Origin of the sequence: Aeromonas sp., from assembly GCF_050633025.1 — a bacterium.
GTDB lineage: Bacteria > Pseudomonadota > Gammaproteobacteria > Enterobacterales > Aeromonadaceae > Aeromonas.
The window spans coordinates 1-2,869 of the sequence record NZ_JBODRQ010000224.1; the positions used below are offsets into that span (position 1 = coordinate 1).

General features: G+C 58.4%; 1 protein-coding gene. It reads right to left on the minus strand.

Annotation, left to right across the window (positions count from 1 at the left end; translation table 11 throughout):
- Nucleotides 1–799: 799 nt before the first annotated feature.
- A complete protein-coding gene (locus tag ACRAUW_RS17560) occupies nt 800–2,716 on the minus strand; it encodes a glycoside hydrolase family 19 protein (RefSeq protein ID WP_431363302.1) in 1,917 nt (638 codons plus the stop codon).
- Nucleotides 2,717–2,869 lie beyond the last annotated feature (153 nt).

Genomic DNA, 2,869 nt, shown 5'->3' on the forward strand with positions numbered 1-2,869 from the left:
CCGCGGACCTCTTGCATGCCATGCAAGCGCTCTCCCAGCTGAGCTATAACCCCAACTCACCTCGGCGCTGACGAAGTTATCTCCGGCAACGGAGGCGCATGATAGGCATCACCCGCTTTGCTGTCAACCCTAAAATAACTGCGATGGATTCGTTTAGTCAAAAATGCAGCAGCTCGCTGTTTTTACCAACAAGGCGCATGCTATCCCTCTGTTTTAGGTCACAAATCGCCCTATGATCCGATACTCAAGCCCCGATCAAGAAGAGATCGTGAAGCAAGCCCCTTTCCTGTATAGCCCCCCCCCGCTCGCCGACCTCTTCTACTGGCAGCTTATCACCGCCCCTCGGAAAGCCTTTCCATAAAGAGCATTGCATTTGAAATCCTTTTCCATGATTTCGGTAAATTTAAAACACAAAAAGTTGATCTGTCTCACATATAGCCATAGGATCAAACCGTGATAAAGATCACGCACCATAACCATAAATGACAGAGCGATGAGGTAAACCATGTTTGAGAATCTGGCAGTACTGTTCCGCCTCAAGGGCGCAACCACTAAAAACGGCATTGTAGAAAAAGATGCCTATGCACCGTCCACCCGTGAATACTACTTCCGCTACGGCAAGTGAGCCGTGAAAGCATTTCACCAAAAAAAGTAATAAAACTACATTTCACATCCTGACGCAGCGCCATCAGGTGCTGTCCTGTCCCGGCCAGAGAGAGTCCTCGGCCAAACCTGAACTCCACCAAACAAGAATGGGGCCCGCAGGCCCCATCTTTTATTACATTGGCTCATTGCCAGATCACAGCTTGATCCAGGCATCGCTCCATGCGGTCCCCTTGCCGGGCTCATAGGCCCAGGCTGCACCGGCACACCAACCGGTGTAGGGGTGCGGTTTGCACTGGTAGCTGGCACCACCATTGCTGACCCGCTCCCCCGCCTTGTAGCGAGTCCCCGCTTTATAGGCCGGATAGTCAGGCTGGGTCACGCCCCCCTCCTCCCCTTTTACCAGCAGGCTATGAGTGGTGCTGCGACTCAAGTTTCCTTCATCGGTGACGATCAGTTTGATGTCCAGCTTGGTATCACTGGCCGGCTTGGGCAGGGTCAGCTCCAGCGTCACCTGATCCAGCACCTGGGCAGAGGTACCGGCAGGCAGCGTCCAGCCATAAGAGAGCGGCTTGCCTTCCGGATCGCTGGAGTGCTGGGCGGATAGGGTCACCTTGCTGCCGCCTTCGACCTGCGCCGGGCCGGTGATATTGGCCACCGGCGGCAGGTTGGTGCCACCGCCGTTATCCTCGATCACCACTTCGGGATAGAAGTGCTGGACACAGCGACTGTAATCCCCCTCCTTGAAGGCACTGAAGCGAGTCTGGTAGCCCACCAGTTTGCACGCGTAGCTCTTGCCGCCGTTCGGATTCCCGGCCACATTGTTCCACTCCTGCTCCCAGTAGATGGGCAGGGCACCAGCCCCTTTCTCGTCAAAGTACTTCATCCCTTTACAACCGAGCACTTCGTCTGCGGGTACCCGCACACCGAGGTAATTGGCAAACTCGCGGTAGTAATTAATGCGGTTCTGGGACTGGGCATGCTCGGCGCGGCCGCCACACTCCACCCCGCCATTGATGATCTGGGTAGTGACCCCGAAACCGGGGATCAGACCATTCTGCTTGTCATGGTCATTCGGCTGCCAGGTGCCATCGATGACATGGAGCATGGAGGGCTTGGGCGGCTGCGGATAGGTGTAGAAGAACACCGCGCTGGCGAGGTTTAGCCAGGTGTCAGCCACCAGCTCCGGCTTGTCGAGCAGAGTACGTACCGTACCAAACATCGCCTCGGAGAAGGGGCCGTAGTTGTAGTTGTAGGAGAGCTGCTTGGCGCCGCGGCCAAAGTAGCTCTTGAACTCGCCATTGTCGAAGGTGCCGCACGGCCACTGCTGACCCTGCCACACATCGGGACGACACTCGGCGTTGTAACCGCCGCGCATGGTCTCATTCCAGCCCATCTCGCGCACGTAAACCAGCGCCTGACGCCACTCCGCTTCCGGGCGCCAGCTCTCGTGACCACCGGTCTCTTGGGCGAAGTGGGCGAACATGGTTGCCAACGTCTTGCGGCAGATGGCGTCGGCATCGCGGCCATCGCGGTAGTCGCTGCACAGGGCCGGGAATTTGGCCGCCGCCTGCAGCAGGCCACGATAGGTGTACTCGGGGGCGCGCAGCGGGAAGAGGTAGTTGAACTGGCTCTCGCTCAGCAGGCTTTCGACCCGCTTGACGTTGCCAGGGTTGTCGGCGCGGCCCGGCTGCACCGCCTCGACGACCAGATTGTCCCGGGTAGCGATGGAGGCCTTGACCGCCTCCATCGCCGGGAAGTCGGTCAGCGCCTTCTCTTTGGCATCCAGCTCGGCCTGGCTCATATAGACGGGGGCGGTGCTGCCATCCGGCGGGGTAGGCGTCGGCGGATTGGGCTTGTCATCTCCGCCGGTATCCGGCGGGGTCACTTCCCCTTCGCCGATCAGCTTCCACGGGGTATCCCACTCATTGGCGGCCGCCATGCCCGGAGTCTGACCCGGGTTGGCCCACCACTTGGCCTCGAACAGCTGGCCGTTGTAATTGACCTGGCTGCCGCCCGAATAGGATTTGTTGATGTCGTATGCCTCGGCCGCCCAGAGGTGGCCACTCAACATCATGCTGGCAAGCAGCATGGTAATGCGATTTTTTTTCATTATTATTGCTCTCTACGGTTGTATAGCAAAAAAGCCGAGCCCGCCTGAACAGGCTCCGCCATCTTCATCATGAACTCAACCCAGGGGCAGCTTGCCGCCCCGACATCCAGCCAGACACCGTGCTTGCCCGGCTCGTTGCCTTGAGTCCACCAC

Excerpts from the sequence above, each read along its gene's own strand:
- ACRAUW_RS17560 (WP_431363302.1), bottom strand. The coding sequence starts at position 2,716 with ATGAAAAAAAATCGCATTACCATGCTGCTTGCCAGCATGATGTTGAGT.